Origin of the sequence: Bradyrhizobium sp. BRP20, assembly GCF_020194215.1 — a bacterium.
Taxonomy (GTDB): Bacteria; Pseudomonadota; Alphaproteobacteria; order Rhizobiales; family Xanthobacteraceae; genus Bradyrhizobium; species Bradyrhizobium yuanmingense.
Genome location: NZ_JADYVY010000001.1, coordinates 554,297 through 581,187, shown reverse-complemented (window position 1 = coordinate 581,187; position 26,891 = coordinate 554,297). Strand labels below are relative to the sequence as shown.

The window sequence follows — 26,891 nt, the reverse complement described above, 5'->3', positions numbered from 1 at the left end:
TAGGACTTTCCGCGCTCTAACAGCGCGCCTGCTTTTTCAAGATTCGCTGCTTTCAGGATTTGGGCCATGCATCACCCCGCTTCGAAGCCGCCCCTCGATCCCTCGATTCCAGTCTCGCCGAACAATCCCTGCCCGTTCCTGCGCGGCCTCGTCGGCGAAGGCTTCGTCGAGGGCGGCACCGTCCCGCTCAACACGCTGTCGCAGACCATCGCCAATGCGACCGGCGAGACGGGGCTGAAGAAGGTCTCGGCCCGCATCCAGGTCCGCGGCGTCGCGATGATCGCCAACGGCGTCAAGCACATCCTGAAGAGCATCTTTTCGGGCGCGGAGCTCGACGCGCTGCGCGGCGGCCCGCTGGACAAGCGCGGCGCCGGCTCGCGCATCCTCGGCGTCGACGGCAAGATCGACGAGGACGAGATCGCGCGGCTCGCGAGCTTCGGCCGGAACTACACCGACCCGAACACCGGCAGCAGCGAGCCCGGCCTCAACGCCGCGGAAATCAAGACCTTCATGCGCGACAACCTCGAGCGCGCCGGCAGCGCCGCTCGCTGGTACTACCCGCTGCTGATGAAGTTCGAATGGCCCATCCTTTTGAAGATCATCGGCAAGGGCAAGCAGGGCGAAGAGCGCTATCTCAGCGTGGCCGACGTGCGCACGCTGTTCGAACAGCGCCAATTCCCCGACCGCATCAATCAGCGGATCGTATCGCAGCCGCTGCTGTCGTCCTGCCAGCTCCGCTTTCGCTGGGCGGTCGCGCTCACGGCGTTCGTCATCGGCCTCGGCCTCGTCGCCCTGGTCGCGGTGGCCGAATTCCCCAACCAGGTTCGTGCCATGCTGCCGCAGAAGGGCGTGCTGGTGAATCTCCTGCCGCCGCCCCTGCCGGCGATGCCCGAAACCAAGGCTGCCTATTGGCTCGAGCAAAACTGGTCGCTCAAGGACCGACATTGGTTCCACCACGCCAGCCAGGGCACCGCGACGTTCCCGGTGCCCTATGAGTGGTTCGTGGCGCTGGAGCAGCCGCAGCTCCACCTGTTCTCCAAACCGGGCCTGATCAAGGACAGCGCCTATCTCGAACGCTTCGGCTTCATCCCGAGCCCGCAGACGATCCAGACCGACACGGCGACGCTGCGCCGCTTCGGCTACGCCAATGTCTACGAGACCACGCAAGCGTCGGACTGGTCGACGCGCTGGACGCCGGCGGAGAACGTTGACGGCCTGCCGGTCGGCTTCGCGCGCATGACCGGCGTGGTCGATCCCGCGACGAGCCGCCGCGAGGACGACATGATCGGACTGACCTGCGCCGCCTGTCATACCGGCCAGATCCATTACCAGGGCATCGACGTCCGTTTCGACGGCGGCCCGGCGATGACCGACCTGAAGAAGCTCGAGCTCGCGACCGGCCTGTCGATCGCCTACACGCTGTACGTCCCGTTCCGCTTCCAGCGTTTCGCCGATCGCGTGCTCGGCCCCGACGCCAGCAAGGCGGACCGCGCCGCGCTCAAGCAGAAGCTGAGCACGATCGGCAGCTTCCTGATCGACTGGGCCAAGACTTACGAGAAGACGATCGAAGGCAAGACGACCTGGGACGGCAAGCAGCAGCAGGACACCGAGGAAGGGTTCGGCCGGCTCGATGCCCTCAACCGCATCGGCAACCAGGTGTTTTCGCAGGACCTCGCAATGAGCGGGGTCAAGGGATTCGAGAAGAACCTGCACGCCCAGGACGCGCCGGTCAGCTATCCCGCGATCTGGACGGTGCCCTGGTTCAAATTCGCCCAGTACGACGCCTCGATCGAGCAGCCGCTGATCCGCAACGCCGGCGAAGCCCTCGGCGTGACGGCGCTGCTCAATTTGTCCGATGCCTATCCGCAGGACAGGCTGTGGCGCTCCTCGGTGAACATCAGGACGCTCGGCTGGATCGAGGACATGCTGAGAGGCCCCGATCCATTCAAGGCGGCTGATGGTCCGAAGTTCGGCGGCCTGCTCGCACCGAAATGGCCCTCGCACATCCTCGGCGATGCCTGGAAGCTGAAGCCCGATCGGGTCGAACGCGGCCGCGCCATCTACGCGGAGATGTGCTCCGGATGCCATCTGCCTGACATCAACACCCCGGCCTTCTGGTCGTCGAAGCGCTGGGAGCCGAGCGGCGACAGCAAGGTGCTGAATGCGGTGACGATCCCGCTCGACGAGATCAAGACCGATCCCGAGCAGTCCCTCGTTCTCAGCAAGCGGACCGTCGACGTGCCCGGCTTTCTGAAAGTCAACACGGCTGACCTGCAGACGTGGTGGCAGTGCGAGATCCCGACCGCGAGCAAATCGCCCAACGAGATGGTCTATGCACTCGGGCTCATGACGGTGGTCGATCTCGTCGCCCGCAAATGGATGGACGACGAGAAGATCCCGGAGGCCGAACGGGCGCAAATGTGGAATATGGCGCGCAAGAACTGTCTCAATCCGGCGCCTGACCCGCGCTATCGCGCCCGGCCCTTGAACGGCATCTGGGCCACTGCGCCTTACCTGCACAACGGCTCGGTGCCTTCGCTGTACTGGTTGCTGAAGCCGCAGAACGAGCGTCCGCAAAAATTCTGCATGGGCCGCCGCGACTACGACCCCGACAGCGTCGGTTTCGCAGTCACCGCCAACGAGCGCTGCAAGACCGGTGAAACGGAGTTCTCCGCGACCGGCTCCGACGGCAAGCCGATCCAGGGCAACAGCGTGCTCGGCCATTCCTTCGAGCGCAAGGACGGTGAGTCGAAGCGCCCCGGCGTCATCGGCCGCATGTTCAAGGACGACGCCGAGCGCTACGACCTGATCGAGTATCTGAAGACGCTGTAAAGAATCTTGCTTCGTCATTGCGAGCGCAGCGAAGCAATCCAGGCTGTCGCCGCGGAGATAGCCTGGATTGCTTCGTCGCAAGAGCTCCTCGCAATGACGGAGAATGAGGACGCTCCTCGACTCCGATTCTCACCGTCCTCGTGGAGGCTCCCGATCTCTTCTCACTTGAACAGCGGCGTGCCAGGCACGAAGGCGTCGAAGGCGGCCCAGAACTGGGTGCGGTAGCGGTCCTGCTCCTGGAGGATCTCGTGCTTGGCACCGGCGATCACGAGATGGGAGCCGGCGCGCAAATGATAGGCGAATTCCTCGATCGCCGCGGTCGAGACCACGGTATCGTTGGAGGCCGCCAGCATCAGGATCGGCTGGCGGATCTGGGAGGGGTAGTTCACGCGCTTGAAGGTGTGCATCGCGCGGAAGGCGGTATCGGCCCAGGCGACCGTCGGCGAGGCTAGGCCAAGCGTCGGGTCTTCCTCCAGGATCGCGGCGTTGCGCGCATAGCGGACGGGATCGCTGGTCAAGGGATTGTTGATGAAGGGTTCGAGCCCGGTGAGGCGGTCGCTGCCGCCGGGAACGTAGCGGCCGCCCTGCCCGAGCAGGCGCATCGTCTTGAGCAGCGCACGCACCGGCAGCGAGGTGGTGCGCCCGGGCAGGTCGATCATCGGCGCAGACAGCACCATGCGGTCGAACCAGCGCTTGCCGGCATGGGCCACCCGCAGCAGCACCGTGCCGCCCATGGAATGGGCGAGCGCGAAGAATGGCGGCGGGCAATCCGGCAGCACCACCTGCTGCACGAAGGTCTCGACGTCGATCTCGAAATCGGCGAAGTCGCGCACATAGCCCTTGCGCGGATCGCGCAGGCGGCGCGACGAATGGCCCTGCCCGCGCCAGTCGATCATCGCCACCGCAAAGCCGCGGTCGCGCAGGTCGCGCACGGTCTCGAAATATTTCTCGATCTGCTCGCTGCGCCCGGTGAAGACGCAGACCGTGCCCTTACGGTTCGCCGGCGGCGCCCAGCGCGCAAAGCGCAGCTCGACGCCATCAGGGGTCTTGATGGTGCCGCTGACAACGTTTTCGGGGACCGGATTGGCGGGAATCGAGACCAGCGTCATTGGGCGTGCTTGGGCGGGAAGTGCTGCAAATCAAGGGGCCAAAGCGCCGAAAAGGCGCCTGTCCCGCCCTCTTGAACGCCGTCTCGTTCCACCCATATCACCTTCGTGCAGGCCGCTACCAGTGTTTCGGAACCGGAACATCAGGCTGCACACAGACTAAAGCCCGGCCCGATTGGCGGGCGGGTTACCAACAGTCGCTCAATGGAGGACTTGACCATGCGTAGCTACGATCTCACTCCGTTCTATCGTTCCACCGTCGGCTTCGACCGTCTCTTCAACCTGCTCGACCAGGCCAGCTCGGACGGCAGCCCCGGTTATCCCCCCTACAACATCGAGCGCACCGGCGAGAATGCCTACCGCATCACCGTTGCGGTTTCGGGCTTTGCCAAGGATGAGCTCTCCATCGTCGCGAAGGAAAACACGCTGACGATCAAGGGCGAGAAGGTCGCGAACGAGAACTCGAAATCCGAAGTGCTCTACCGCGGCATCGCCGCGCGTGCCTTCGAGCGCGCCTTCCAGCTTGCCGACTTCGTGCAGGTGAAGGACGCCTCGCTCGAGAACGGGCTGCTTCATGTCGACCTCGTCCGCGAGATTCCCGAGGCCAAGAAGCCGCGCCAGATCGCGATCAACGCCGGCGCCAAGGCGCAGGTGATCGAGAACTCCGCCGCGCAGGCCGCCTGAGCCAGGCGACCAAACCCAGCGACGTCCAGGTTGCGAAAAACGCCCCGGTGCCCCGGGGCGTTTTTTTCGTTGCAATACATCACAGAGCAGTGATGGCGTAACACCGTCGCCTCGCTCTCCGTCCTTTGGGCATCGAACCAAAAACACGGAGAAGATCATGTCACTCTGGCGCAGCCTTTTCGTCGCCGCGAGCCTTTTGGCCGCTCCTCTCAACCTTGCTCATGCCCAGACACCGCAGACGGTCAAAGCGAAGAACGTCGTGTTGGTGCACGGCGCCTGGGCCGACGGCTCGAGCTGGTCGGAGGTGATCCCGATCCTGCAGGCTGCAGGCCTGCATGTGACCGCCGTGCAGAATCCGCTGTCCTCGCTCAGCGACTCCGTCGAGGCGACCAAGCGGGCGCTGGCCGAGCAGGACGGGCCGACGGTGCTGGTCGCGCATTCCTGGGGCGGCACCGTGATCAGCCAGGTCGGCACCGACCCGAAGGTCACCGGCCTCGTCTACGTCGCCGCACGCGCGCCCGATGCGAACGAGGATTTCGTGGCGCTGTCGAAGCAGTTTCCGGCCGGGCCGGCGCGCGCCGGCATCGTCGAGCGCGACGGCTACACCAAGCTCTCGGAAGAGGCCTTCCTGAAGTACTTCGCCAACGGCGTGAAGCCGGCGCAGGCCAAGGAGCTCTACGCCGTGCAATGGCCGACGGCGGCCTCGATCTTCGCCGGCCGCACCACGGAGGCGGCCTGGCGCTCCAAGCCGAGCTGGTACGCGGTGTCGAAGAACGACTACACCATCAACCCCGATTTCGAGCGCTTCCTCGCCAAGCGCATGAACGCCACCACGATCGAGCTCGATGCCGGCCACCTCTCGCTGGTGTCGCATCCGAAGGAGGTGGCGAATCTGATCCTGGATGCGGCGGGGTATCCGCGGAGCTGACACGCGGTCAGTTCACGCAAAAGCGCCCGAGAGATTCTCGGGCGCTTTCCGTTCGCTGACGCTTAGTCCAGCCCCTGCGCAGCCGGCATGTCCTGCGTCGGCAGGATGGTCGGAGCCGGCCGGGCCTGACCGACGGTTGGTGCGATTGCTTGCGGGGCGGCCTCGGCCGGCTTGGCTTGCACCACGGCGGCCTGCTGCGCCGGCTGGGCCTGCACTGCCTGAGCCTGCTGCGCGGTGGGCGCGGCCGGCTTCGCGGCGACCGGCGTCTCAGCGCGCCGCGGGGCGGCCTTCGGCAGCGGCACGGCGCGGCTTGCCACATGCGGGATCGACGCCGGCGGGCGCGGCGGGCCGCCGCGGACCACGGTCGGCGGCAGTGCGGTTTGCGGCCCGTAGGGCGCGACCGCGCGCTCGTCATAGGCGGGCGCCATGCCATAGGCGTCAGGGGCGGGCATGAAGCGGATGATCCGCCCGTCGCGGGCGTCGATCACCAGCCGGCCATCGTCGCCGTTTCTGTCGATCACCGCGATGGTGTAGACGCCGCCGCGCAGGCGCGGAATGCCGAGCGGCGAGAAGCCGTTTTCGCGCAGCACGGCGTAAACCTCGGTCGGCGGCAACAAGGCCAGCGCAGGGCCGCGCTCCTCGTAGCCATAACCGTAGCGCGGCGGCGGGGCGGCTTCCGGCGGCGCATAGGGCCCGTCGAAATCCGAGACCGCGATGACGGCCCCTCTGGCGATACCGCTCGCGGGAACCTGGGCCTGCCCCGCACTGGCACCCAGCGCCAGCACGGCGGCGGCCACACATCCTGTGAAAAACTTCATGATCCAGACGCTCCTGTCAGGCCCTCCGGTGGCCGCCCTCTTTCGCTTCTCGCGGCGTGGCGCGCCTTCCGAAGGGTTGATCCGAAGCTTCATTTGGGATTTCGGCGCCGCCGGGGCCGGATCAGGGCGTGTTTGCCTCAAAACCGGGCTGCGCAACTTTTGGAAAGCGATCGATTGACTTCTGCGGAATCGGGACTTCCGCGCGCTTGTGTGCTAGACAAAAATTTGGCAAGGTAATGGTTAGGACAGGAAGACTGTCTCAATTTTGCCTGCGGTTCCGGCATAGGGATTGCAGCGAGAACTGGTGCTCTCGAGCGCCGGCAAGGTACCAGGCAAAGCCGTTCTCGGGGACGAAGAACGCCTAGGCCTGAATTTAAGAAAATGCGGCTCGCAGAGGACGAGCGGTGGCCCAGGAGCGGGTGCCGCGGGACGCCCAAGGTGCGCCGAAGATGGCGGTGAGGCAGCTTGCCGCATGGAGAGGACAGGAACAATGAACGGGTCGCAATTCGAGCGCGCAAACATCGTGGCAGAAGAGCTGTCGGCGACGGTCGCCTCGAAAACGACCGATCCGATCACCTCACCGATTCAAGAGCACAATTCGCGCCCCAAAGCCGAAGGCCTGTACGATCCGAGCCTGGAAAAGGATTCTTGCGGCGTCGGCTTCATCGCCAACATCAAGGGTAAGAAGTCGCACGAGATCGTCTCGGACGCGCTGAGCATCCTCTGCAACCTCGAGCATCGCGGCGCCGTCGGCGCCGACCCGCGCGCCGGCGACGGCGCCGGCATTCTGGTGCAGATCCCGCACGCCTTCTTCAGCCGCAAGGCCTCAGAGCTCGGCTTCAAGCTGCCCGCGCCCGGCGAATACGCCATCGGCGCGCTGTTCATGCCGCGCGACACCGCCTGGCGCAACGTCATCAAGAGCATCGTCGCCGACCAGATCAAGGAAGAGGGCCTGACCCTGCTCGGCTGGCGCGACGTGCCGACCGACAATTCCTCGCTGGGCGTCACCGTGAAGCCAACCGAGCCCGCCTGCATGCAGGTGTTCATCGGCCGCAACGGCACCGCCAAGACCGAGGACGAGTTCGAGCGCCGGCTCTACATCCTGCGCAAGTCGATCTCGCAGGCGATCTACCAACGCCGCGACCGCGGCCTCGCCGGCTATTACCCGTGCTCGATGTCCTGCCGCACCGTGATCTACAAGGGCATGTTCCTCGCCGACCAGCTCGGCAAGTACTATCCCGATCTGCACGAGAAGGACTTCGAGAGCGCGCTGGCGCTCGTGCACCAGCGCTTCTCGACCAACACCTTCCCGGCCTGGTCGCTGGCGCATCCCTACCGCATGATCGCGCATAACGGCGAGATCAACACGCTGCGCGGCAACGTCAACTGGATGGCGGCGCGCCAGGCCTCGGTCAGCTCCGAGCTCTACGGCAAGGACATCAACCGGCTTTGGCCGATCTCCTATGAAGGACAGTCGGACACCGCCTGCTTCGACAACGCGCTCGAATTCCTGGTGCAGGGCGGCTACTCGCTGCCGCACGCCGTGATGATGATGATTCCGGAGGCGTGGGCCGGCAATCCGCTGATGGATGAGAAGCGCCGCGCCTTCTACGAATATCATGCCGCGCTGATGGAGCCGTGGGACGGCCCCGCGGCGATCGCCTTCACCGACGGCCGCCAGATCGGCGCCACCCTCGACCGCAACGGCCTCCGGCCCGCGCGCTATCTCGTCACCAAGGACGATCGCATCGTCATGGCGTCCGAGATGGGCGTGCTGACGATCCCAGAGGACCAGATCATCACCAAGTGGCGGCTGCAGCCGGGCAAGATGCTGCTGGTCGACCTCGAGCAAGGCCGCCTAATCCCGGACGACGAGATCAAGGCTTCGCTCGCCGCCAGCCATCCCTACAAGGAGTGGCTCGAGCGGACCCAGATCGTGCTCGAAGACCTGCCGAAGGTGCCGACGACAGGCGTGCGCTCAAACCTGTCGCTGCTCGACCGCCAGCAGGCGTTCGGCTACAGCCAGGAAGACATCACCATCCTGATGACGCCGATGGCGGCCACGGGCGAAGAAGCCGCAGGCTCGATGGGCAACGACACGCCGATCTCGGCGCTGTCGGACAAGGCCAAGCCGCTGTTCACCTACTTCAAGCAGAACTTCGCGCAGGTCACCAACCCGCCGATCGACCCGATCCGCGAGGAGCTGGTGATGAGCCTGGTCTCGATCATCGGGCCGCGGCCGAACCTGTTCGACCTGCAGGGCATGGCCACGACCAAGCGCCTCGAAGTGCGCCAGCCGATCCTGACCGACGCGGACCTGGAAAAGATCCGCTCGATCTCGGAGGTGGCCGAGTCGCACTTCAAGTCGCGCACGCTGGACACCACCTTCCACGCCGGTCTCGGCGCGGCGGGCATGGACCAGGTGCTCGACGAGCTCTGCGCGCGCGCCGAAAGCGCGGTGCGCGAGGGCGTCAACATCATCATCCTGTCCGACCGCATGGTCGGCACCGACCGCGTGCCGATCCCATCGCTGCTGGCCTGCGCCGCCGTGCATCATCACCTGATCCGCACCGGCCTGCGCACCTCGGTCGGCCTCGTCGTCGAATCCGGCGAGCCGCGCGAAGTGCATCACTTCGCCTGCCTTGCCGGCTACGGCGCCGAAGCGATCAATCCGTACCTCGCGTTCGAGACCATCACCGCGATGAAGGACCGCCTGCCCGGCTCGCTCGACGACTATGAGATCGTCAAGCGCTACATCAAGTCGATCGGCAAGGGCCTGCTCAAGGTGATGTCCAAGATGGGCATCTCGACCTACCAGTCCTATTGCGGCGCGCAGATCTTCGACGCGGTCGGCCTCAAGGCCGACTTCGTCGCCAAGTTCTTCGCCGGCACGCACACCCGCGTCGAGGGCGTCGGCCTTGGGGAGATCGCGGAAGAAGCCGTGCGCCGCCATGCCGACGCGTTCGGCGAGGCGCAGGTCTACAAGACCGCGCTCGATGTCGGCGGCGAATATGCCTATCGCAGCCGCGGCGAGGACCATGCGTGGACCGCGGAGTCTGTGTCGCTGCTGCAGCACGCCGCGCGCGGCAATTCGCAGGAGCGCTACCGCGCCTTCGCCAAGATCCTGAACGAGCAGTCGGAGCGCCTTTTGACGCTGCGCGGCCTGTTCCGGATCAAGAACGCGGAGGAAGAGAAGCGCAAGCCTGTGCCGCTCGACCAGGTCGAGCCGGCCAAGGAGATCGTCAAGCGTTTCGCCACCGGTGCGATGAGCTTCGGCTCGATCTCGCGCGAGGCGCACACCACGCTCGCGATCGCCATGAACCGGATCGGCGGCAAGTCGAACACCGGCGAAGGCGGCGAGGAAGCCGACCGCTTCAAGCCGATGCCGAACGGCGATTCCATGCGTTCGGCGATCAAGCAGGTCGCCTCGGGCCGCTTCGGCGTCACGACGGAGTATCTCGTCAACTCCGACATGATGCAGATCAAGATGGCGCAGGGTGCCAAGCCCGGCGAAGGTGGCCAGCTGCCCGGCCACAAGGTCGACGCGACCATCGCAAGAGTCCGGCACTCGACGCCGGGCGTCGGCCTGATCTCGCCGCCGCCGCACCACGACATCTACTCGATCGAGGACCTGGCGCAGCTCATCTACGACCTCAAGAACGTCAACCCGACGGGCGACGTCTCGGTCAAGCTCGTCTCGGAGATCGGCGTCGGCACTGTGGCCGCGGGCGTTGCCAAGGCGCGCGCCGACCATGTCACCATCGCGGGCTTCGAGGGCGGCACGGGTGCTTCGCCGCTGACCTCGATCAAGCATGCGGGATCGCCGTGGGAAATCGGGCTCGCCGAAACCCACCAGACCCTGGTGCGCGAGCGGCTGCGCAGCCGCATCGTGGTCCAGGTCGACGGCGGCTTCCGCACCGGCCGTGACGTCGTGATCGGCGCGCTGCTGGGCGCCGACGAGTTCGGCTTCGCCACCGCGCCGCTGATTGCGGCCGGCTGCATCATGATGCGCAAGTGCCACCTCAACACCTGCCCGGTCGGCGTCGCGACCCAGGACCCCGTCCTGCGCAAGCGCTTCACCGGCCAGCCCGAGCACGTGATCAACTACTTCTTCTTCGTCGCCGAGGAAGTCCGCGAGATCATGGCTTCGCTCGGCTTCCGCACCTTCAACGAGATGGTCGGCCAGGTGCAGCTGCTCGACCAGACCAAGCTGGTCGCGCATTGGAAGGCCAAGGGGCTCGACTTCTCCAAGCTCTTCGTCAAGCAGAAGGAAGAGAAGGGCCAGAAGATCTATCACTCCGAGCGCCAGAACCATCATCTGGAGGCGGTGCTCGACCGCACGCTGATCGAGAAGGCGCAGGCAGCGCTCGACCGCGGCGCGCCGGTGAAGATCGAGGCCGCCATCAACAGCACCAACCGCTCCGCAGGCGCGATGCTGTCCGGCGCGGTCGCCAAGATCTACGGCCATGCCGGCCTGCCGCACGACACCATCCATGTCAGCCTCACGGGCACCGCAGGTCAGGCCTTCGGCGCCTGGCTCGCCCACGGCGTCACCTTCGAGCTCGAAGGTGAAGGCAACGACTATGTCGGCAAGGGCCTCTCGGGCGGCAAGATCATCGTCAAGCCGCCGAGGAACTCGGCCATCGTGCCGGAAGAGAGCATCATCGTCGGCAACACCGTGATGTACGGCGCGATCGAGGGCGAGTGCTACTTCCGCGGCATCGCCGGCGAGCGTTTTGCCGTGCGTAACTCGGGCGCGGTCGCCGTGGTCGAGGGCGCGGGCGATCATTGCTGCGAATACATGACCGGCGGCATCGTGGTCGTGCTCGGCAAGACCGGGCGCAACTTCGCGGCCGGCATGTCCGGCGGTATCGCCTACGTGCTCGACGAGGCCGGCGACTTCGACAAGCTGTGCAACCTCAGCATGGTCGAGCTCGAGCCGGTGCTGTCGGAGGAGCTGATCAACGCCGGCACCTATCACCATGCCGGCGACCTCGAGGCGCATGGCCGGGTCGACGTGTTCAGGAACCTGCTCGCCTCCGACGTCGAGCGGCTGCACGTCCTGATCTCGCGCCACGCCAAAGCCACCGGCTCCAAGCGCGCCGCCGACATCCTTGCCAATTGGAAGGACTGGCTGCCCAAATTCCGCAAGGTGATGCCGGTCGAGTACCGGCGCGCGCTGCGCGAGATGGCGGCCAACGCGGACGCCGAGCCGAAAATCGCGATCGGGGCGTAAGGCATTACACCTCGTCATTGCGAGCGAAGCGAAGCAATCCAGAATCTCTCCGCGGAAAAAAGACTGGATTGCTTCGTCGCTTCGCTCCTCGCAATGACGGTGAGGAAACAACAAGACGAATTTAAGCGGCAGGGACTTCGGGTTTAATGGGCAAGATCACGGGTTTTCTGGAAATCGAACGGCACGACCGCAAGTACACCCCGGTCGCCGAGCGCGTGAAGCATTACAAGGAATTCGTCGTTCCGCTCTCCGAGAAGGAGGTGCGCGACCAGGCCGCGCGCTGCATGAATTGCGGCATTCCCTATTGCCACGGCACCGGCTCGGTCGCGCCGGGCACGCCGGGCTGTCCGGTCAACAACCAGATTCCCGACTGGAACGACCTCGTCTACCAGGGCAATTGGGAAGAGGCCTCGCGCAACCTGCATTCGACCAACAATTTCCCGGAGTTCACGGGGCGCATTTGCCCGGCGCCGTGCGAGGCGTCCTGCACGCTCAACATCGACGACAACCCCGTCACCATCAAGACCATCGAATGCGCGATCGTCGATCGCGCCTGGGACAATGGCTGGCTCCAGCCGGAAGTCGCGACTGTGAAGACCGGCAAGAAAGTCGCGGTGATCGGCTCGGGTCCGGCCGGCATGGCCTGTGCGCAGCAGCTGGCGCGCGCCGGCCACGACGTCCACCTCTACGAGAAGTACGCCAAGGCCGGCGGCCTGCTGCGCTACGGCATTCCCGACTTCAAGATGGAGAAGGGCGTCATCGACCGCCGCGTGGCGCAGATGGAAGCTGAAGGCGTCACCTTCCACTACAACAGCCATGTCGGCGCTGAGGGCAACGTCGATCCGCGCGAGATGCTCAACGAGTACGACGCCGTGGCGCTGACCGGCGGTGCGGAAGCCCCGCGCGACCTGCCGATCCCCGGCCGCGAGCTCGCCGGCATCCACTACGCCATGGACTTCCTGCCGCAGCAGAACCGCCGCGTCTCCGAGGAGCCGCTCGGCGGCGTCCAGGAGATTTTGGCCGGCGGCAAGCACGTCGTCGTCATCGGCGGCGGCGACACGGGAAGCGACTGCATCGGCACCTCGCTGCGCCAGGGCGCGCTCTCGGTGACGCAGCTCGAGATCATGCCCGCGCCGCCCGAGCGCGAGAACAAGGGCCTGACCTGGCCGAACTGGCCGCTGAAGATGCGGACCTCGTCGAGCCAGGCCGAAGGCGCCGTCCGTGAATACGCCGTGCTGACCCAGAAGTTCTCGGGCGAGAACGGCCAGGTCAAGAAGCTGCACTGCGTCCGCGTCGACGACAAGTTCAAGCCGATCGCCGGCACCGAGTTCGAGCTCGACGCCGAGCTCGTCCTGCTCGCGATGGGCTTCGTCCATCCCGTGCACGAGGGCCTCTTGAAGCTGCTCGCGGTCGAGCTCGACCCCCGCGGCAACGTCAAGGCCAACACGCTGGACTACCAGACCTCGCGCCCCAACGTGTTCACCGCCGGCGACATGCGGCGTGGGCAATCGCTCGTCGTGTGGGCGATCCGCGAGGGCCGGCTGTGCGCGCGGTCGATCGATACGTTCCTTATGGGAAAGACGGATTTGCCGCGCTGAGATGTCATTCCGGGGCGCGCGAAGCGCGAGCTATGGTGCGCAATTGCGCACCTGAGAATCCATTCGTCACCAACCCAGACGCCCGATGGATTCCGGGCTCGCGCCAAGTGGCGCGCCCCGGAATGACAATTGGAGAGAGCCGCGCCTTTCGGCTTCGTCTCGTGCGACGCGCTAACAAGCGCCTCAATTCTGCAGCCTCACCCCGAGCAGCACCACCGTGCCCTGCGAGCTCGAGCCCGCCAAGTTCGAATCCAGGATGTCGTGGCGCAGGGTGCCCTTGACCCAGATGTTGCGGTTGAGCTTGTAGATCAAATTGCTTTCGAACGAGTAGGTCTTGTCGTTGCGGTTCTGGCCCTGGTAGTCGAGCGTGCCGTAGGTGAACTTGCCGACCGCGGTGAGCCAGCGGCGGAAGTCGTGGTCGACTTCGGCGGAGTAGGTGCGCACCAGGACGCCGGATGAGCCGGGGACCGTGGTCTCCGATATCTGCGTGTCGGTGAAGAACTTCACCGTGGTGAGGCCGCTGGCGCTCCAGATCAGCGAGCCCGTGGTCAGAAACCCTGCCAGCTGGCTGAGGCGCGGATCGGTGTAGCTGCGCGCGGAATAGCCGACCGAGATCTCGCCGGTGAGGATGCGCGAGAACTCGAACGACGAGCCGACCTTGGCATAGCCGCCGTTCGAATCGCGGAAATAGCCGTTGCGGTCGGCGGCCTGGTCGTGGACGCGGGTGTCGCCCTGGATCTCGACGAAGGGTTTTAGGCCGGGCTTGAGGTCGTAGGAGAAGCGGCCGACGCCGCCATATTGGTTGAAGTTGCGGTCGTCGTTGCTGAAGGTCGAGCCGTCGGTGAGCTTGGAATCGGTGTAGGCGGTGCGATCGATGGTGGCGCCGGCCGCGACCTGGAAGCGGTTGAAGGTCTGGTCGAAGCCGAGCGTCGTGCCATAGGCGGCGTAGACCGGATATCTCTGCAGGCCGGCCTGCACGTTGGGGCTGCCGGGATTGTCGGTGGCGAGCCGCAGGCGCAGCTGCGAGGTCAGCTTGAAATCGCGGGTGACGTCGAGGCGGCCATCGACATGGCCGTTGAAGTCGGGACGATTGGCCTCGACCGGCGACGGCGAGGCCAAGCCGTTGATCGTCGCCGGCATGTCGTTGGTGTAGCCCGAGAACGAGCCGCGCAGATCGGCGACCAGTGCGTGGCGCTCCCAATCCGACACCACGAGCAGATCGGGCGCGATGACATAGGCGGGCGAACCGACCGGTCTGTTGAGGCGCGTCGGATTGCTGTCGTAGCCGGCGGAGAGCTCGAGCCCGCCCTTGATCAGGAAGCTGCCGGCGTAATCGCCGACCGCGCCGAACGGATCGTCATCGGCCCTGAGGCGGCGGCGCAGCGGCTGGCCGGGCACGTTGCCCGCCATCGCCGCCGGCACCGGGACCTTGTGCGCGGTCTCGGAGGGCGGTGGCGCGATGCGCGGCGGGCCCAGCGTCGTGGCCGGCGTTGCGGGCGGCGGCGGTGAGCCGGGACCGGCGGCGCGCTTCGGCTTCGGCTGGCCCGGATAGAGCTTGGGCTGCTGGCGCTTGCGGTTGAGCGAGTCGTAGCCGGAGCCGCTCGCGCCGGTGGCGGCCGGCAGGCCGTAGGTCGGGACCTGACCGACACGCGAGCTCGCCGGCGCCTGCTGGCGCTGGCGCGGGTCGGCGTTGGGATCAGGCAGTTTCGGCAAGGCATCGGAGGGCGCCTGGGGTACGCCGGCGGTGCGGCGGGTCGGCAGCGTCTCAGGCGAAGCGAAGGCGCCGCGGTTGGGATTGAACAGGTCGGGCGTGAGCCCCTGGGCCGCCGCCGGGCCGCTTGCGAGGGTGGTCAGCGCGAGGCACGGCAAAGAGGCGCGCAGGAAATGCGCGACCTTGCTCCGGCCCCTGCCTGGAGACGACCCCACGATGGAATTACCCCAACGAAATCAAACACTTTCTCGATCATCCCCGCCGACTGGCGAGAACCATCGTTAATGGAGTTAAAACAATTATGGTTAATGACCGGTTGAGGGCATCCGGCCGCGCGTCGCCTCGCTGATCGGGGCGTGCTAAGCAGGCGCCAATGGGCGAACGCCCCTCCTCCCTGGACCCGACCATGCCGAGCTCGAAACCGCTGATGACCCAATCATCCGGCTCCATTCCCGATAGCGTCGAATCCGCGCTCCGCACGCTGGAGACGGAGAGCGGCGGCATCAATGCGCTCGCTAGCGCGCTGCGCGGCCCGCTGGGCGAGCCGTTCGCCAAGGCGGTCGAGCTGATCCGCAACGCCAAGGGCCGCGTCATCGTCACCGGGCTCGGCAAGTCAGGCCATATGGGCCGCAAGATCGCCGCGACGCTGGCCTCGACCGGCACGCCTTCCTTCTTCGTGCACGCCGCCGAAGCCGGTCATGGCGACCTCGGCATGATCACGCCCGACGACGTCATCCTGGCGCTGTCCTGGTCCGGCGAGCAGCCGGAGATGAAGAACCTCGTGAACTATTCGGCGCGCTTTGCGATCCCCATGATCGCGGTGACCTCGAGCGCGTCGTCCTCGCTCGGCCAGGCCGCCGACCTCGTGATCGAGCTGCCCAAGGCGCGCGAGGCCTGCCCGCACAATCTGGCGCCGACCACCTCGACGCTGATGCAGGCCGCGATCGGCGACGCGCTCGCGATCGCGCTGCTGGAGGGACGCGGCTTCACCGCGCTGGAGTTCGCGCATTTCCACCCCGGCGGCAAGCTGGGCGCGATGCTGAAATTCGTCCGCGACTACATGCGCACGGGCGCTGAGATTCCGCTCAAGCCGCTCGGCACCGAGATGTCGGAAGCCGTGGTCGAGATGTCGGCGAAGGGGCTCGGCTGCGTCTGCATCGTTAACGATGCGGGCGAGGCCGTCGGCATCATCACCGACGGCGATCTGCGCCGCCACATGCGGCCCGATCTGCTGACGGTGACCGTCGACGAGATCATGACGAAGCAGCCCAAGACCGTGCCGCCTTCGATGCTCGCGACCGAGATGATCGAGGTGCTGAACACCCGCAAGATCACCTCGCTGCTGGTGACGGAAGCTGGCAAGGTGGTCGGGATCGTGCATCTGCACGATCTGCTGCGCGCGGGCGTGGCGTAGGGCGCGCAGCCCGCTTCACCCGTCATTCCGGGGCGCGCCACTTGGCGCGAACCCGGAATCCATTCACCCCGAGGTCGCTGCCCGATGGATTCCGGGCTCGCGCTTCGCGCGCCCCGGAATGACGGTAAGGATGAGACGCTCCTCGCAATGACGGCCGCTAGAGCGGCGCCGGAAACCGCGCCGCGTTCTCCTCCAGCGGCAAGCGCAGCCCGTTCGCCAAATACGACACCGTGCGATAGAAGCCGCACAGCAGCATGATCTCCAGTATCTGCGCCTCGTCGTAATGCGTCGACAGCGCGGCGAACTCCTCGTCCGCGAGTGTCGCGCGATGATGCAGCGCGTCGACGGCTGCGATCAGCGCCTGCTCGGCCGGCGACCAAAGGGCCGAATTCGTATCACCCAGCACCGTCGCACGCACCTCCTCCGCGGTGAGCTTCGCCGGCCCGGCGAAGATCGCGACATGCACGCCCCATTCGTATTCGCATCCGTTCAGCGCACAGGTGCGGTCGATGACGATCTCACGCTGGCGCAGCGAGAGCGGCCCCGGATCAAGCAGCCCGCCCGCGCGAAACTTGTCCCAGGCGCGGTCATGGCCCGCCATCACCCGGAACAGCACCAGCGGCGGCGCACCGCGCATGATGCGGTCGAACTGCGCCTGGATGTCCAGGGGATAAGGCGGCGAGAGCGGGGCGATGCGCGGTGAGGCCTGGGACATGAGCGATTTCCGTTGCTACATTTACCGTAGCACTACGCTACATTATCCGTAGCATGACGCAAGAGGTGACCATGGCGAAACGGGCGACAACAGCAGAACGCCGCGTCCGCGGCTCGCGCACCGGACGGCCGATCATGGCTTTGCTCGACCTGCTCGGCCGGCGCTGGGCCTTGCGGATCTTGTGGGAGTTGCGCGGAGAGCCCCTCACCTCGCGCGCCCTGCGCAGCGCCTGCGACGAGGCCTCGCCCACGGTGCTGCAGGCCCGGCTGACCGAGCTGCGCGAGGCGGGCTTCGTGGAGCTGGGCGACGGCGGAGGTTACGGACTGACACCGCTGGGCCGGGAATTGTGCGAGACCTTCATGCCACTGCACAGGTTTGCGGAGCGATGGAGAAGGTGAGCATCACTCGTTGCCACGCGCTGGTGTTCCTTCTCCCCTTGTGGGAGAAGGTGGCGCGAAGCGCCGGATGAGGGGTCTCTCTCCACGAACTCAGCTTAGCTATCGCGGAGAGACACCCCTCACCCGTCTCGCCGCTTTGCGGCGAGCCACCCTCTCCCGCAAGGGGAGAGGGGAAAAGTCCTCACGCCGCGGCGACCGTCAGGTTCGCGCCGTCGACCTGTACCACCTTCACCCGCGTGCCGGCCGGCGTATCGGGCCCAGCCACGCGCCATACCGTGTCGCCGATGCGCACGGTGCCGGTGCCGTCGATGATCGGCTTCTCCAGCGTGAACTCACGGCCGAGCAGGGCTTCGGTACGCTTGTTGAGGAACGGACTGGCGCTGGCGTCCGGCTTCGGCTTGGCCAGGCGGCGCCAGACCGGCACGGCAGCGGCGGCAAAGATCGCGAACATCACGAGCTGGATCTGCCAGGAGATTGCAGCCGCGAACGAGATCAGGCCGACCAACAGCGCAGCGAGCCCAAGCCAGAACAGGAAGATGCCGGGCGCCAGCACCTCCAGGGCCATCAGGATGAAGCCGAGGATCAGCCAGTTCCAGTTGCCGAGCGATACGAACATGTCGGTCATGACAAGACCTCTGTGAATAGTCCCATTACTGCTGCGGCACGGACGGCGGCGTCGGGCCCGACGACGGTACCGAGCCGCCGCGGCGGGCCGCGGCCACCGCGCTCTCCCCGAACGTGGCCTTCGCAATTTCGCCGATGCCGGCGAGCGAGCCCAGCATGCTCATCGCTTCGACCGGAAGCATGATGACCTTCTGGTTCGGCGAGTCGGCCAGTTGCCCGAATGCCTTGATATACTTGTCGGCGATAAAATAGTTTAGCGCAGCGACATCGCCCTTGGCGATGGCCTCGCTGACCATTTGCGTGGCCTTGGCCTCGGCTTCCGCCGACCGCTCGCGCGCCTCGGCATCGCGGAAGGCGGCCTCGCGGCGGCCTTCCGCCTGGAGGATCTGGCCCTGCTTGGCGCCCTCGGCGCGCAGGATCTCGGACTGGCGTTGGCCTTCGGCCGCGAGAATGTCGGCGCGCTTGACCCGCTCGGCCTTCATCTGCCGCCCCATGGCTTCGACCAGGTCGGCGGGCGGCACGATGTCCTTGATCTCGATGCGGTTGACCTTGACGCCCCAGGGCGAGACCGCGGCATCGACCACGCGGAGCAGGCGCTCGTTGATTTCGTCGCGGTGCGACAGCACCTGGTCGAGGTCCATCGAGCCCATCACCGAGCGGATGTTGGTCATGGTGAGCACCGTAATCCCCTGGTTCAGGTTGGCGACCTCGTAGCTCGCCTTGGCGGCATCGAACACCTGATAGAAGGCGACGCCGTCCACCGTCACGGTGGCGTTGTCCTTGGTGATCACCTCCTGCTCGGGAATGTCGATCACCTGCTCCATCATGTTGATCTTGCGCCCGACGCGATCGAAATAGGGCACGATCAAATTGAGCCCGGGGCTCAGCGTCTGGGTGTATTTGCCGAACCGCTCGATGGTCCAGTCATAGCCCTGCGGCACCGTCTTCACGCCGGCGACAAGCGTGACGATGACGAGCAACACCAGAACAATCGCGAAAATGTCGAAGCCGCTCATATCTCCTCCAAGCCGGGACAAGACGTCAGGAAAAAGCCCTTTCCGGCGCTGTCATTGGTCGGGATCACGATCCTACCGGTTCAGCGGTCGCAATTCACGTCGGTATCGGAGCAATTCCACACAAGACGCACAGCAAGAGAACGGTCGCGATTTGTATTTGCGACAGGCTCTTGAAAGCGCGCGGGCGCAGGCCTGAACCGCGATGCGATCATGATGAATCGTCATCGCGCTTTAGGTCATTGTTTGAGCATGATCTTTTCGGAAAACCGCTTCACGCTTTTCCGGATCATGCTCTAGCGGCGGAGATTAACGAATTCGGGCGAGGCGTCCGTCACGGACGGGTTCATTCGATCACGTCATTCGCAATTGCAAGCAGGCCCGGGGAAAGCGTGATGCCGAGCGCTCTCGCCGCCTTCAGGTTGATCACCAGCTCGAACTTGGTGGGATTCTGCACCGGCAGGTCGGCCGGCCGTGCGCCCTTCAGGATCCGATCGATATAGTCCGCGGCGCGGCGAAGCTGCTCGACGCTGTCGGTGCTGTAGGACATCAGCCCACCTTCGTCGACGAAGGTACGGCTCCAGAACACCGCGGGCACACGCGCCTGTGCGATCGCCGAGAGCAGTTGCGCGCGGTTGGCCATGGTGAAGAAGTCCGGCAGGACCAGGATGGCGCCGTCTTGCCTGGAAGCCAGCGCCCCGATCGAGACGGCGTCACGGACGGGCGCGGGCTCGACCGTCAGGCGCAGCGTCCGTGCGGCGTCCTCGATGGTGCGCAGCATCAGGGGCGCAAACGGCGCGGTGGCGGGATTGAAGACGACCGCAACGCGGGACACCTTCGGCGTGACCTGCGTCAGCATCTCCAGCCATTTGCCGGCCAGCGGACCATCGTAATCGGTAAAGCCGGTGAGGTTGCCGCCGGGATGCGCGAGGTTTTCGACAAAGCCCTGGCTGACGGGATCGGTGACGACGGCGAACACGATCGGGATCGTCGTGGTGCGCCGGCGCAGCTCTTCGACCGAGGGTGTGCCGACCGCAAGCAGGATGTCGGGCTTGAGCGCGATCAGCTCGTCGGCGAGCTGCGCGATGCGGGCGCGCTCGCCGCCGCCGTTGCGCCAATCGATCTTGAGATTGTCGCGCTCTTTCCAGCCTTGGCCGGCGAGCGCTTCGACCAGGGCCATGCTGCGCGTCTGGCCGATCGCATCTTCAGCAGCCGTGACCGAGAGCACGCCGAGCCGCCGTGTCGCGTTCGGCTGCTGCGCCAGGGCCGGGGCCGGCAGCGCCGCGAGCATCCCCAGAAGCGCCAGGCACCGGCGGCGGTTCATGGGACGCCCATCAGATCCAGCCCTGGAGCTCGCGCAGCACCAGGGTGCGGATCACGTCCATGCCCGGTCCGCTGTCGTTGAGGCAGGGGATCGCGGAAAACTGCTCGCCGCCATTGTGCTTGAAGATCTCCGCGTTCTCCTGCGCGATCTCCTCCAGCGTCTCCAGGCAGTCGGCGGAAAAGCCCGGCGTCACCACCGCGATGCGGCGCACGCCCTCTTTGGCAAGCCGCTCCATGGTCTTGTCGGTATAGGGCTGCAGCCACTCGTCGTTGCCGAAGCGCGACTGGAAGGTCAGCAGCAGCTTGGTCTCGTCCATGCCGAGCCGGCGGCGCAGCGCCTCGGTCGTCGCGATGCAGTGCTGCTGATAGGGATCGCCCTTGTCGACATAGGCTTTCGGCATGCCGTGGAAGGATGCCACGATCAGCTCCGGCTTGAAGGACAGCGTCGCCAGATGGCCCTCGATCGAGGCGGCGAGCGCCTCGATATAGGCTTTGTCGTCATAGTAGGGCGGCGTCACCCGCAGAGTCGGCTGGTTCCGCAGCTGCGCGAGCACGCGGAAGACTTCGTCGCAGACGGTCGCCGAGGTCGAGGCCGAATATTGCGGATAGAGCGGCACGGCCAGGATACGCTCGCAGCCCTTCGCGATCAGCGCGTCGATGCCCGACTTGATCGACGGATTGCCGTAGCGCATCGCCCAATCCACGACGACGTTGTCGCGGTCCGACAAGGCGGCCGCGAGCTTGTCGCTTTGCGAGCGCGTGATGGTTTTCAGCGGCGACTCGTTCCGCTCATTGTTCCAGATCTTCTGGTAGTCGAGCGCCTTGGTGCGCGGACGGCTGCGCAGAATGATCCCGTTCAGCACCAGTTTCCAGATCAGGCCCTGGTCCTCGATGACGCGGGCGTCGCTGAGGAACTCCTTGAGGTAGATCCGCACGCCCGGAGCATCGGCCGTATCGGGCGTTCCGAGATTGATCAGGAGCACGCCGACGCGCGGTAGGGCGGATCGGGTGGCCGGTTTCGCGGTCTCGAGGGGGAGGACGCTGTTCATGACTGGTTGGGTCGCGCGTTGGTCCGAACTTGTCAAGATGAGCCGGGGTTCGCTAGGGTCGCACCCAAGCGGGGGGAGGCAGGATGACACTCGCGGAATGGTGCGTCTTCGGGGCGCTGCTGCTCTATCTGTCGACGATCGTCACGGTCAAATGGATCAGGTTTCGCCGCTTCGACAATTCCCGGCCGCGCGACCCCGCCTTCTATGAGGACGCCCTGTCGCAACGCGCGCTCGGCGCGCACCAGAACGGCATCGAGACGTTTCCGTTCTTTGCGTTCGCGGTGCTGCTCGCCGAATACAGGGAAGCGCCGCAGCGGCTGATCGACGAGCTCGCGGCGCTGTTCCTGATCGTGCGGATTGCCTATGTGCTGACGTATCTCGGCAACCGCCCGACGCTGCGCTCGATCCTCTGGAGCATCGGCTTTGCGATCAATCTCGGCATCTTCTTCATGCCGGCATTGAAGCGGTTTCTGCCGGTGTGAGCGGCTTCACGCCGAAAGATGGCGTTCTCGCGTCGCGATCAGTGCCCGCATTGATGCCGGGATCGTGACCGGACGATGGGTGTTCTGGTCCGTGTAGACCCAGACGATCTCGCCGGTTACCAGCGCCTCAGTGCCGCCCTTCCGGAAGATGGCGAGCTCGAACAGGAGGCTCGAATTGCCGATCCGCGCCACGCGCGCGCCGACGTCGAGCTCCCAGTCGAACCTAACAGGCGCCTTGTACTCGATCAGCGATTTGACGACGTGGAAATCGATGCCGCTCGCCTTTGCATCCGCATATTGGTCGAAGCCGAGCGCGCGGAAATATTCGGTGATGGTAGTGTCGAAATAGGTCAAATAATGCGCGTTGAAGACGACGCCCTGGCCGTCGATCTCGGAATAGCGCACCCGGAACGGATGGAAGAACCAGAAGTGTTCGCGCGACATCTATCGCCTCAAAAACACGTGGTCCGTTCGGCGGCAATGTAGCCGAACAGGAGGCCGACGCCGAACAGCAGGACCAGACTCGCGGCGCCGAACTCGATGCCGCGCATAAACAGCGCGCCACCGCCGTCGCGTCCGGCGCTGAGGCGGGCGGCAATGTCCTTGGCGGAGACGGCAACGACAGCAATGGCCGCCACCGTGATCGCGGTGCCCAACCCCATCAGGAAGGTCGCGGCGATCCCTGCCCAGAACAGGCCCTGCGCCAGCGCGAACACCAGGACCAGGATTGCGCCCGAGCAGGGGCGGATGCCGACGGTCAGGATCGCAGCGAAGCCGCGCCGCCAGCCGCCGGGGCCGGCGAGTTCGCTTGGCGTGGGTCCGTGGGAATGGCCGCAATGCTCGTCGTGGACGTGGTCGTGCCCGTGGTGATGGTGAGCGTGGCCGTGGCCATGGTGTTGATCATGGCCGTGATCGTGGTGATGATGATCATGCGCATCATGATGGTGGTGATCATGGTCGTGCGGCACGCCCGCCATCGCCGGCACCGGCTGGATGGCCTGAAATGCGCGGATGAAGGTGCGGCCCTTGACCCAGACCAGGCGCAGGCCGAACAGCGCGATCAGGGCGTAGCTCGCAATCTCGATCACGCCTTCCGCCTTGCACATCGTCTTGGCCGTCGCATTCAGCAGCCAGGCCGAGATGCCGACGATGAGGATCGCGACCAGCGACTGCATCAGGGCCGAGGCAAAGGACAGCGCGATGCCGCGCCGCGCCGTCTCGCGGTTGGCGACCAGATAGGAGGCGATCACCGCCTTGCCGTGGCCGGGACCGGCGGCGTGGAAGATGCCGTAGGCGAACGAGATGAACAGCAGCGTCCACACCGCCGAGCCATCGGACTTCGCGGCGCGGATGGTTGCCGACATCTGGCGATAGAATTCCGACTGCTTGGCCAGGAGCCAGCCGATGAGGCCGCTCGCTTCAGGCTCGGCCGCCTGCGCCGGCCGCGGCGCGCCGAACGGGTTTTGCGCGAGCAGATCATGAAGCGCGGCATCAGTCACAGCCACGACCAGCAGCACAGCGGCAGAGGCGAGCAGCCCACGTGCGAGCGGAGAGAGTTGCGGCTTCAAGGGCAATCCACCGTGATCTTGTTGGCGAACATCATGCCGAAATTCGAGTTCTCACCGTTCAGGAAGGTCTGCTCGTTCAGCTTCTGCGCGCTCGCGGTGCCGTCGTTCGGCCGCTCCAGCTTCATCTGGCACCCCGCGGGCGCACCGACCAGCTTGACCGGACTGTCCTTGGCCATCTGGAAGTCGATGAAGAAGGAACGGTCGAACACTTCGAGCACCAGCTGCCTGGGCTTGACCGGATTCTTCAGCGGCAAGGTGAAGTGCAGGGTCAGCACCGTGTCCTTGTAGTCGAGGAAATAGTCGACCGGCTCCTGGAACCGCTCCTTCTTCCCGTCGGCCTTGGCGAAGGTGAAGTAGGCGTATTCCTTCAAGGACTCGACGTTGGTCTGCGCCAGGGGCTTCAGCTCCTCGCTTGTGTATGCGCCCTTGGTCTTGCTCTCGAGCCCCTGCACCGCATAGGCCGAGAACATGTCGTCGAAGGTCCAGGCGTGGCGCACGCCGGTGACGCTGCCGTCGGCAGCATAGAGCAATTCGCTGGTCGCGGTGATCCAGACATGGGGATGCGCGCTCGCCGCACCTGATACGAGCGACATCGCGGCGGCGAGCAGGCATCCGAACAGGGCGCGCATGTTCATCAGGCCGCCCTGGCGTCTTCGAGCAGGCCGCGGCGGCGGAGCAGCGCATCCGGCTCCGGCGGGCGGCCGCGGAACGCCTCGTAGGCGGCTTCCGGATCGACCGATCCGCCCGACGAATAGATGTCGTCGTGCAGGCGCTTGGCCACGGCGGGATCGAAGATGTCGCCGGCCTCCTCGAACGCGCCGAAGGCGTCGGCGTCCATCACCTCCGACCACATGTAGCTGTAATAGCCGGCAGCGTAGTGGTCGCCGGTGAAGATATGGCCGAACTGCGTGGGGCGATGACGCAGCGCGATCTCCTCGGGCATGCCGATCTTCTCCAGCTCGCGTCGCTCGAAGGCGCGGACATCCTGCGCGGCGGCGGCCGGCTGGGTGTGGAATTCCAGGTCAACCAGCGCCGAGGAGACGAACTCGACCGTGGCAAAGCCCTGGTTGAATTTTCGCGCGGCGAGGAAGCGTTGCAGCAGGTCGTCCGGCAGCGGCTCGCCGGTCTGGTAGTGGCGGGCGAACTTCTGCAGCACCTCGGGCCGCTCCTGCCAGTGCTCGTAGAGCTGCGACGGCAGCTCGACGAAGTCGGTGAACACGGAGGTGCCCGACAGCGAGGGATAGGTCACGTTGGAGAGCATGCCGTGCAGGCCGTGGCCGAACTCGTGGAACAGGGTGCGGGCATCGTCGGGCGACAGCAGCGACGGCTCGCCGCCGGCGCCCTTGGCGAAATTGCAGATGTTGAGAACCAGCGGCGCGACGTCGCCGTCGAGCTTCTGCTGGTCGCGCAGCGAGGTCATCCAGGCGCCGGAGCGCTTGGACGGCCGGGCGAAGTAGTCGCCATAGAACAGCGCCTTGTGCTTCCCATCCGGCCCCTTCATCTCCCAGACCCGGACGTCCGGGTGCCAGACCGGAACGTCCTTGCGCTCCTCGAAGGTGACGCCGAACAGGCGCGTGGCGCAGTCGAAGGCGGCGGCGATCATGTTGTCGAGACCGAGATACGGCTTGATCGCGGAATCGTCGAAATTGGCGCGCTGCAGACGCAGCTTCTCGGCGTAGAAGCGCCAGTCCCAAGGGGCGAGCTTGAAATTGCCGCCCTCCTCCGTGATCAGCGCCTGCATCTCGTCACGGTCGGCAAGCGCGCGGGCGCGGGCAGGCTTCCAGACCCGCTCCAACAGGCCGCGCACCGCGTCTGGCGTCTTGGCCATGGAATCCTCGAGCCGGTAGGCGGCGTAGGTCGGATAGCCCAGGAGCCCGGCGCTCTCCTCGCGCAGCTTCAGGATCTCGACAATGGTCGCATTGTTGTCATTGGCGTTGCCGTTGTCGCCGCGCGCGATGAAGGCCTTGTAGACCTTCTCGCGGAGGTCACGCCGGGCGGAGCTCTTCAGGAACGTTTCGACCGAGGAGCGCGACAGCGTGACGATGGCCTTGCCTGCCATGCCGCGCTCTTCCGCCGCAGCCTTGGCGCTGGCGACGAAGCTCTCGGGCAGGCCCTGGCGGTCGGACTCCCCGAGCTCCAGGAACCAGTCCTGCTCGTCGCCGAGCAGATGGTGGCTGAAGCCGGTGCCGAGCTGGGCCAGCCGCTCGTTGATCTCGGCCATCCGCGTCTTGGCCTCCTCGGAGAGGCCGGCGCCGGAGCGGTGGAAGCGGGTGTAGGTGCGCTCCAGCAGACGGAGCTGCTCGGGCGTGAGACCGAGACCCGCGCGGTTCTCGTGCAGATGGGCGATGCGGCCGAACAGCACGGCGTTCATCATGATCGGATTCCAGTGCCGCGCCATCCGCAAGGAGACCTCCTTGTCGATCTCCAGGATGGCCGGGTTGGAATGCGCCGAGACGAGGTCGTAGAAGACCGCCGCGACCTTGCTCAGGAGCTTGCCCGAGCGCTCCAGCGCCGTGATGGTATTGGCGAAGTCGGGCGCCGCGGGATCGTTGGTGATCGCCGCGATCTCGGCGGCGTGGTCGGCGAAGGCCTGCTCGAAGGCCGGCAGGAAATGCTCCGGCTTGATCTCGTCGAAGGGCGGGGTCGCGAACGGCGTCACCCAGGCCTTCAGCAGCGGATTGGTCTCGGCGTCCGTAGTTTGGCGGGGTTCTGACATCACAAGTCCCGGATTTCGTGGCTCGATTGTTGCGGCCAGCTATAGCACGCGTGGGGCTTTTTTGGGCCGTTTGCCCTTGCCCCCAGCCTCCTTTTCGGGGAGATTGCGGCCCTCGAAGCCAGGACTCTCTGAAACCATGAACGCGCCTTCCTCATCGTCCCGCCAGATCGTCTGGTCCAGCGTCATCACCGTCATCAGCGCCGCCATCCTGATCGGCGCCGAGGTGTTCGGCGCGGCCTTTGCCGGCGGCTGGGCGCTTGCGATCCTGTTCGGGCTCGGCGACCAGGGCGCCCATATCCTGCAGGCCGTGCTGTTCGCACTCGGCGTGCTCGTGATGACCGCCTTCATCCGCGGCGCTCAGCGCATCGAGCCCTTCACCAAGCGCGGCTGACGCGTCTCGCGCGTGGGCAGCACGCGCTGCGCGGCGAAAACTTAACGCGCGTTCATCTTCCGCGTCGCTCGCGCAACAGTGCGCAAGCAGATGTTAGGCAATCCTGTCCGCAGCCTAAAAAAATTCTTGCGAACCAGAGTCAAAACGCTTATGTGCGGACTTGCCCAATTTCGCACGTGCCTGTGGTCGTGTGTCAGTCGGTAGGTATCCGGACAAGAGGCCGGACAGCCGCCAAGGGGTGAAGAAGCCGAGGGGCTCTTCGGAAGTGCGGAAGTCGAGACTGAA

Annotated in this window: 22 protein-coding genes; 10 read left to right on the top strand and 12 right to left on the bottom strand. The window is 65.6% G+C overall.

Annotated features, from left to right (window positions below; genetic code table 11):
* Positions 1–66: 66 nt before the first annotated feature.
* Entirely contained in the window at positions 67–2,832 is a 2,766-nt protein-coding gene (locus I6F33_RS02775; RefSeq protein WP_225140989.1) for a di-heme-cytochrome C peroxidase, read from the top strand.
* A 161-nt stretch (positions 2,833–2,993) separates the two neighbouring features.
* Here I6F33_RS02775 and I6F33_RS02770 read toward each other — a convergent pair whose 3' ends face one another.
* Positions 2,994–3,941 carry an alpha/beta fold hydrolase gene (locus I6F33_RS02770; RefSeq protein ID WP_057028207.1) on the bottom strand — a complete coding sequence of 316 codons (948 nt, stop codon included), beginning with the start codon at positions 3,939–3,941 and terminating at the stop codon, positions 2,994–2,996.
* Positions 3,942–4,157: 216 nt separating this feature from the next.
* Here I6F33_RS02770 and I6F33_RS02765 point away from each other — a divergent pair, with 216 nt between their 5' ends.
* On the top strand, positions 4,158–4,622 hold the full coding sequence (locus I6F33_RS02765) for an Hsp20 family protein (protein WP_035997846.1): 465 nt from the start codon (positions 4,158–4,160) through the stop codon (positions 4,620–4,622).
* Positions 4,623–4,779: 157 nt separating this feature from the next.
* Positions 4,780–5,550, top strand: a complete 771-nt coding sequence (locus tag I6F33_RS02760) for an alpha/beta fold hydrolase (protein WP_036021395.1) — start codon at positions 4,780–4,782, stop codon at positions 5,548–5,550.
* Between the two features lie 62 nt (positions 5,551–5,612).
* Here I6F33_RS02760 and I6F33_RS02755 read toward each other — a convergent pair whose 3' ends face one another.
* Positions 5,613–6,368, bottom strand: coding sequence for a hypothetical protein (locus tag I6F33_RS02755; RefSeq protein ID WP_036021424.1), 756 nt, complete (start codon positions 6,366–6,368; stop codon positions 5,613–5,615).
* Here I6F33_RS02755 and I6F33_RS02750 point away from each other — a divergent pair.
* The 3 genes from I6F33_RS02750 to I6F33_RS02740 all read left to right on the top strand — a co-directional run bounded on the left by I6F33_RS02750 (position 6,367) and on the right by I6F33_RS02740 (position 13,202).
* Positions 6,367–6,546 (top strand): hypothetical protein, encoded by a 180-nt coding sequence (locus I6F33_RS02750; RefSeq protein WP_225140987.1) that lies wholly within the window; start codon positions 6,367–6,369, stop codon positions 6,544–6,546. The two genes, I6F33_RS02755 and I6F33_RS02750, sit on opposite strands and share 2 nt — an antisense overlap.
* 312 nt (positions 6,547–6,858) lie before the next feature.
* Positions 6,859–11,604 (top strand): glutamate synthase large subunit, encoded by a 4,746-nt coding sequence (gene gltB, locus I6F33_RS02745; RefSeq protein ID WP_225140986.1) that lies wholly within the window; start codon positions 6,859–6,861, stop codon positions 11,602–11,604.
* A gap of 146 nt (positions 11,605–11,750) precedes the next feature.
* The gene (locus I6F33_RS02740; RefSeq protein ID WP_225139351.1) at positions 11,751–13,202 is read left to right on the top strand and encodes a glutamate synthase subunit beta; all 1,452 of its coding nucleotides are present in this window, start codon (positions 11,751–11,753) and stop codon (positions 13,200–13,202) included.
* 183 nt (positions 13,203–13,385) lie between these two features.
* On the opposite strand, the gene I6F33_RS02735 is transcribed toward I6F33_RS02740, so the two are convergent.
* Positions 13,386–15,128 carry an outer membrane beta-barrel protein gene (locus I6F33_RS02735; RefSeq protein WP_225140984.1) on the bottom strand — a complete coding sequence of 581 codons (1,743 nt, stop codon included), beginning with the start codon at positions 15,126–15,128 and terminating at the stop codon, positions 13,386–13,388.
* Positions 15,129–15,319: 191 nt separating this feature from the next.
* Here I6F33_RS02735 and I6F33_RS02730 point away from each other — a divergent pair, with 191 nt between their 5' ends.
* The gene (locus tag I6F33_RS02730; RefSeq protein ID WP_036021423.1) at positions 15,320–16,327 is read left to right on the top strand and encodes an SIS domain-containing protein; all 1,008 of its coding nucleotides are present in this window, start codon (positions 15,320–15,322) and stop codon (positions 16,325–16,327) included.
* Between the two features lie 157 nt (positions 16,328–16,484).
* Here the strand turns inward: I6F33_RS02730 and I6F33_RS02725 are convergent, their stop codons facing one another.
* The gene (locus I6F33_RS02725; RefSeq protein WP_109142385.1) at positions 16,485–17,042 is read right to left on the bottom strand and encodes a carboxymuconolactone decarboxylase family protein; all 558 of its coding nucleotides are present in this window, start codon (positions 17,040–17,042) and stop codon (positions 16,485–16,487) included.
* A gap of 71 nt (positions 17,043–17,113) precedes the next feature.
* Between I6F33_RS02725 and I6F33_RS02720 the strand changes: the two genes are divergently transcribed.
* Complete coding sequence (locus I6F33_RS02720) at positions 17,114–17,440, top strand: helix-turn-helix domain-containing protein (protein ID WP_035997791.1); 327 nt, start codon at positions 17,114–17,116, stop codon at positions 17,438–17,440.
* 181 nt (positions 17,441–17,621) lie between these two features.
* Here the strand turns inward: I6F33_RS02720 and I6F33_RS02715 are convergent, their stop codons facing one another.
* The 4 genes from I6F33_RS02715 to hemH all read right to left on the bottom strand — a co-directional run bounded on the left by I6F33_RS02715 (position 17,622) and on the right by hemH (position 21,449).
* The gene (locus I6F33_RS02715) at positions 17,622–18,065 is read right to left on the bottom strand and encodes an NfeD family protein (RefSeq protein WP_036021378.1); all 444 of its coding nucleotides are present in this window, start codon (positions 18,063–18,065) and stop codon (positions 17,622–17,624) included.
* A gap of 25 nt (positions 18,066–18,090) precedes the next feature.
* Entirely contained in the window at positions 18,091–19,080 is a 990-nt protein-coding gene (locus tag I6F33_RS02710; protein WP_036021375.1) for an SPFH domain-containing protein, read from the bottom strand.
* A 343-nt stretch (positions 19,081–19,423) separates the two neighbouring features.
* Entirely contained in the window at positions 19,424–20,401 is a 978-nt protein-coding gene (locus I6F33_RS02705) for an ABC transporter substrate-binding protein (protein ID WP_225140982.1), read from the bottom strand.
* Positions 20,402–20,411: 10 nt separating this feature from the next.
* Positions 20,412–21,449 (bottom strand): ferrochelatase, encoded by a 1,038-nt coding sequence (gene hemH, locus I6F33_RS02700; protein ID WP_225140980.1) that lies wholly within the window; start codon positions 21,447–21,449, stop codon positions 20,412–20,414.
* A gap of 83 nt (positions 21,450–21,532) precedes the next feature.
* On the opposite strand from hemH, the gene I6F33_RS02695 reads away from it, so the two are divergent.
* Positions 21,533–21,931, top strand: coding sequence for an MAPEG family protein (locus tag I6F33_RS02695; RefSeq protein ID WP_035997738.1), 399 nt, complete (start codon positions 21,533–21,535; stop codon positions 21,929–21,931).
* Positions 21,932–21,937: 6 nt separating this feature from the next.
* Here I6F33_RS02695 and I6F33_RS02690 read toward each other — a convergent pair whose 3' ends face one another.
* The 4 genes from I6F33_RS02690 to I6F33_RS02675 are packed head-to-tail and all read right to left on the bottom strand — an operon-like array spanning position 21,938 to position 26,215.
* Positions 21,938–22,375, bottom strand: a complete 438-nt coding sequence (locus tag I6F33_RS02690; protein ID WP_035997736.1) for a thioesterase family protein — start codon at positions 22,373–22,375, stop codon at positions 21,938–21,940.
* An 8-nt stretch (positions 22,376–22,383) separates the two neighbouring features.
* Positions 22,384–23,499: a nickel/cobalt transporter gene (locus I6F33_RS02685; RefSeq protein WP_225140978.1), complete on the bottom strand. Its 1,116-nt coding sequence runs from the start codon at positions 23,497–23,499 to the stop codon at positions 22,384–22,386.
* Positions 23,496–24,134, bottom strand: coding sequence for a DUF1007 family protein (locus tag I6F33_RS02680; protein ID WP_036036611.1), 639 nt, complete (start codon positions 24,132–24,134; stop codon positions 23,496–23,498). The genes I6F33_RS02685 and I6F33_RS02680 overlap by 4 nt, the downstream gene beginning before the upstream one ends.
* Positions 24,134–26,215 carry a M3 family metallopeptidase gene (locus tag I6F33_RS02675; RefSeq protein ID WP_225140976.1) on the bottom strand — a complete coding sequence of 694 codons (2,082 nt, stop codon included), beginning with the start codon at positions 26,213–26,215 and terminating at the stop codon, positions 24,134–24,136. Before I6F33_RS02675 ends, I6F33_RS02680 begins: the two co-directional genes overlap by 1 nt.
* A gap of 136 nt (positions 26,216–26,351) precedes the next feature.
* Here I6F33_RS02675 and I6F33_RS02670 point away from each other — a divergent pair, with 136 nt between their 5' ends.
* A complete protein-coding gene (locus I6F33_RS02670; protein WP_035997726.1) occupies positions 26,352–26,606 on the top strand; it encodes a hypothetical protein in 255 nt (84 codons plus the stop codon).
* The last annotated feature ends 285 nt before the right edge of the window (positions 26,607–26,891 follow it).